The 4,298-nt window shown below is 43.3% G+C and carries 4 protein-coding genes; 1 reads left to right on the top strand and 3 read right to left on the bottom strand.

All coding sequences use genetic code 11. The features are described from left to right. From C6G87_RS08345 to ccoG, 3 genes are all read right to left on the bottom strand, one after another. Nucleotides 1-1,116: multiheme c-type cytochrome (locus C6G87_RS08345; protein ID WP_104753025.1), on the bottom strand; the 1,116-nt coding region annotated here is incomplete at its 3' end. Between the two features lie 33 nt (nucleotides 1,117-1,149). Next, a complete protein-coding gene (locus tag C6G87_RS08350) occupies nucleotides 1,150-1,842 on the bottom strand; it encodes a cytochrome c3 family protein (protein ID WP_104753026.1) in 693 nt (230 codons plus the stop codon). A gap of 117 nt (nucleotides 1,843-1,959) precedes the next feature. Then, complete coding sequence (gene ccoG / locus C6G87_RS08355) at nucleotides 1,960-3,357, bottom strand: cytochrome c oxidase accessory protein CcoG (RefSeq protein ID WP_104753027.1); 1,398 nt, start codon at nucleotides 3,355-3,357, stop codon at nucleotides 1,960-1,962. Nucleotides 3,358-3,570: 213 nt separating this feature from the next. Between ccoG and C6G87_RS08360 the strand changes: the two genes are divergently transcribed. Then, a partial coding sequence (locus C6G87_RS08360) for a cache domain-containing protein (protein WP_199767684.1) occupies nucleotides 3,571-4,298 on the top strand: 728 nt, incomplete at its 3' end.

A 4,298-nucleotide genomic window follows, 5' to 3' on the forward strand; every position in this document is an offset into this window, starting at 1 on the left:
CTTATCTGCCATCGTAAAGAAATTATCGATGTGGGTGGAGTTGTGGCAATCAATACAACCTGCCTTCATTTCCGCACGCGCCGCTTCAGGACCTTTAGGATTACCTGCTAAAGGATTGCCCTTAGTGAGCTGGTAATTATCCCTGTAAGCATCACTGGCAGTTTCATACCCTCCAGTGCGCAATTGGCTTAAGGGCATAAAGAGATTCCATTTCAAGCGGCGACTCACATTGTGCGTAACCATACCCTTAGAATTGCCACTCATATGGCACGTTGCACAAGTGGGGGCTCTGAAATCGGGCACTTTCCAAGTTCCTGGGGCGGCATCGAAGTTCCATTGATTTCCTTCGGCGTTGAAGATATGCCCGTGCATAGAATTGTTATAAATCTCAATATCGGGGTGATCGGGTCCTAGGTGGCAACTCGCACAAGCGGCAGGCTTTCTAGCCTCTGCTATGCTGAATTTATGCGCGCTGTGGCAACTCGCGCAATTGCCCACTGAGCCATCAGGGAAGGCTGTGCCAATCCCATAAGTGGGCCAAGTTTCTGGGGTAGGTCGTCTATTTTTATCTAACTTGATGATAGAGCCATGGCATTGGATACAACCTGTTGCCTCTGGAGCGTGTTTTAAATCTGGATGCCCCCGACCCTCTACCATCTCCATTAGATCACGCATGCTAGCCTTAGCCCAAACTTGCACAGCTCCCCTAGCATGCCCACTATGTCTAAACTCTGTAGTTTCTTTTTCATGACACTTACTACAGGTATTTGTAGATACCAACACCGAAATAGGGACTTTAGAGCCTTCGTGTCCGTCCATTGTAAGCATGGGACTATCCCTAGTTACTCCGTGGCAATCAATACAAGTTACGCCTGCATGGGCATGCCGACTCATTTTCCAATCAGCGACAATGCCGGGTTGTTTTTTAGCATGGCACTCTACACAACCTTTAGCCTCCGCTTTCATGCCCCTAAAAGTCTTCAGGGGTAATTGCACATCCATTGCGTTATCAATGCTAGTTCCTCCCTGGGTATGTGCGCTTAAAAATCCTAACCCTAGTACCGCACCAAGCATAAAGACCAAGAACGCAAAGGACTTAGTCTTACGAACAACCATGATCGTCTCCTTGTATCAGATTTAATAGCACTATCACTCCTTCGTTTGAGACTTGGCAGGGCGAATCAATTCTTGAATCGCTTCCTTGGGCACATTCTCCATATTTGAGAGTTGGTTTAGGGGAACTTCTTTTCCATCAATGACGAAATCCCTAGGATAGGGTTTGTAATTATCTTTAAGATATTCCCTAAGATGTAATCCTAGGTTTTTATGCCCCACTTCATCCAAATGACATTCCACACATTTTTTTTGGCTAAGTCCCTCAAAGTAATCACGGTGAGGCAGAAAAGATTTCATGTTGGAGGAGGTGGCACGCATCAAATTACTATGACAATGCAAACAGCCCGAATCAAAGACATATTCTGTAGCACGACGGCGATTTCTTTCCCAATCAAGCTTTTTAGGGTCTTTAAAGACATTTCCATAAACATCTTCCATGCCTAAAATTGCTTTACGGACGAAATAATTCAGCACATTATTATGGGGTAGGTGGCAATCCACACATCTAGCCTTAAAGCCTACGGCGTTATTACCTCCATGTCGATCCATGTGATAAGCATTCACTTCAGGAGTCATAATATGACAGATTCCACAAAATTTATCGTCAGCCGTCCACTCGACTGCCTGCACGGTCAACACGCTCAAAAACACCCCCGCTATACAGCCTCCTACAAAAATCCAAAACAAAAGATATTTCTTGATCTTGAGAGTCTCTGCAACGCCCATTATTTCCTCACCATCAACAATCTCAGAATGATTACATAATAAGGTTAACCAAAGAATAAAAGAGATGAAAAAAACCCATGATAGACAAAAAGTCTATCGCTATCGTTTTAATGCCCCTTAAAAATGGGGTACAATGAAAATTGTCTTTTGTTCTAGAACAATGTTAGGATCATCCATGCTATAGGCCTTGATGGTGATGGGCAAAATGCCCCGCTTGGCTTGGGTAACATTGTGTGCCAAATAGGCTTCTTTAGCTTTTTGTAAGGGCATGCGCAAAATCACCACCACCTTGAGTTTACCCTGTGGCTCAATGGTCAGTGTGCCCGTAGGGCGCAAAATGCTCACATTAGGATCATCAATATTAAAAGTGTAGGCGTGCGCTTTATTGCTCGTGTTTTGGAATAAAAAGAGGTAGCTATTGTCTACAAACTGATTGTGCACTGCGTACAACTGCCCTCCATGTGTGATATCGAGAATCATAGGGGCTTTTTTAAGTGTACCCACAACCAATGCGCCCACAACGACCAACAACACCCCCACATAGCCTAAGGTCTTAGCACGCCAAAACTTAACAGGGCTTTGTGTGGCACTTGCCTGACTAGAAGACCAATTGATCAAACTTTTTTTACCCAATTTGCCCATTGTGCTCGTGCATGCATCGACACATTCTAGACAATTGATGCATTCTAGTTGCATGCCCTTGCGGATATCAATATGCGTAGGGCAGACCAACACACAATGATTACAGCTTACGCATTCATTCTTAGGATCGCGCTTTTGGGGTAGAGTAGGGATTTTAGTGTCAGTCTCATCATAGATAGCACCCCCTCGATGGGTGTCATAAATAGGGTTCAAAGTGTGCTCATCAAAAAGCACGCTCTGCACACGCGCATAAGGACACAGATAAATACAAAAGCGTTCCTGCACCCAAGTGATATCTAAAAATACTACCGCACTCAAAGCCATCCAAATGCCTAATAGCAACGCGTGATCTTCAGGATCGCGTAGATAATGCAAGAACTCTAAGGGGGGGACAAAATAAAAAAGCAAGACTGCCATAGACATAATGGGCACAGGGGCAAAGAGAATTAGAGCCAAGATTTTTTTCAATTTATTGGTTATGGTGGGAGGGGTAGGACGCTGTTTGTTAGCAATTTTAGTGCGTAATCCTAAAAGCTTTGTTTCTATTAAGTCGCGCAAAATCGTCCTAAAAATCGTTTGTGGACACCCCCAACCACACCACACCCGCCCTAACATCGAGGTGATAAAGAAGATAAAGATGAACAAAAAAATTACTAAAAGGGGCAATAAATACATCTCTTGAGCACTATAAATTTTGCCCAATAAGTGGATTTGGCGGTGTTCAAAGGAGATTAAAAAAACCTGTCCATCGCCCAAGCGGATAAAAGGCACTATCACCGAAAAAAGACTAATGCACACATACACCCAATAACGCTTCAGGCGTAATGAGCTGTAAAAATGGTTTTTCTTGGAGAGTCCGGGCACGCTCGCCATATTAAGTTCCTTACAAGGATATCAATTATACTAGCAAATTTTACCTAATCAATATGGCACTCAATGGCACATCAGGGCATGATCCTGCGTAAAACTAAAGTGTGAATTTTAACGCTTGGGATATTATTCACTATTGGGCTGTTTTTCGCAAAATAGTACTATAATGGAGTAGACATCGCACTATCGACAAATTTATAATACAGGAGAGATCTCATGGCATTGAATTTGCGCTGGAAGATTATCCTAATTATTTTGGGCTCTTTGTGTACATTGGGTTTGACGCTTGCGTTACTTAGCCACCACATGGAACGCCAAAGTTTTAAAAAGACTATTGAAGCCTTTAATTCGAATGCCCTAGTTAAGCGCGAGCTAGTGATTAAGCATGATGTTTTTTTAATTGTTTCTGGCATTGCGGAGTATTTTAGCCAACACTCTAAAGAGACCGCTTTGCAAATGACCAAACAATACTTTAAGCGCATCAACGAATCTAAGGGGCGCGCCTATGTGCTTGCGCTCACGAAAGAGGGGGTTTTATTTTTTGACAACATTCACACTAATTTAATAGGGCAGAATGTTTTGGGCGTTCAAGATGGGCATGGTAACCACTATTTCCAAGAGTTTATTCAACGCGCACTTAATAATCCTAAGGGCGATTTTTACCGCTGTCATCTCAAACGCCCCCACCCAGAACGCATAACAGAAGACTGCGTGAGCTACACCTACTATGATCCCGTGAGCGGTTTAGTGATCGTAGCAGTGAGCTATATCAACAGCATTTACAAGACAATGGAAAAGGCTGAAAGACGCGCCTATGTCTTGGCTAATCAGAACTTCCGTACGCTTTTATACACTACACTCTTTGCCACTTTATGTATTATTGTGATCGCTTTCATACTTAACCATGTGTGGATTGTCAAACGCTTAGGGGCTAGAAACAGCAA

It is taken from the genome of Helicobacter baculiformis (assembly GCF_900197685.1).
Taxonomy (GTDB): domain Bacteria; phylum Campylobacterota; class Campylobacteria; order Campylobacterales; family Helicobacteraceae; genus Helicobacter; species Helicobacter baculiformis.

Excerpts from the sequence above, each read along its gene's own strand:
- C6G87_RS08350 (WP_104753026.1), bottom strand. The coding sequence starts at position 1,842 with ATGGGCGTTGCAGAGACTCTCAAGATCAAGAAATATCTTTTGTTTTGG.
- ccoG (WP_104753027.1), bottom strand. The coding sequence starts at position 3,357 with ATGGCGAGCGTGCCCGGACTCTCCAAGAAAAACCATTTTTACAGCTCA.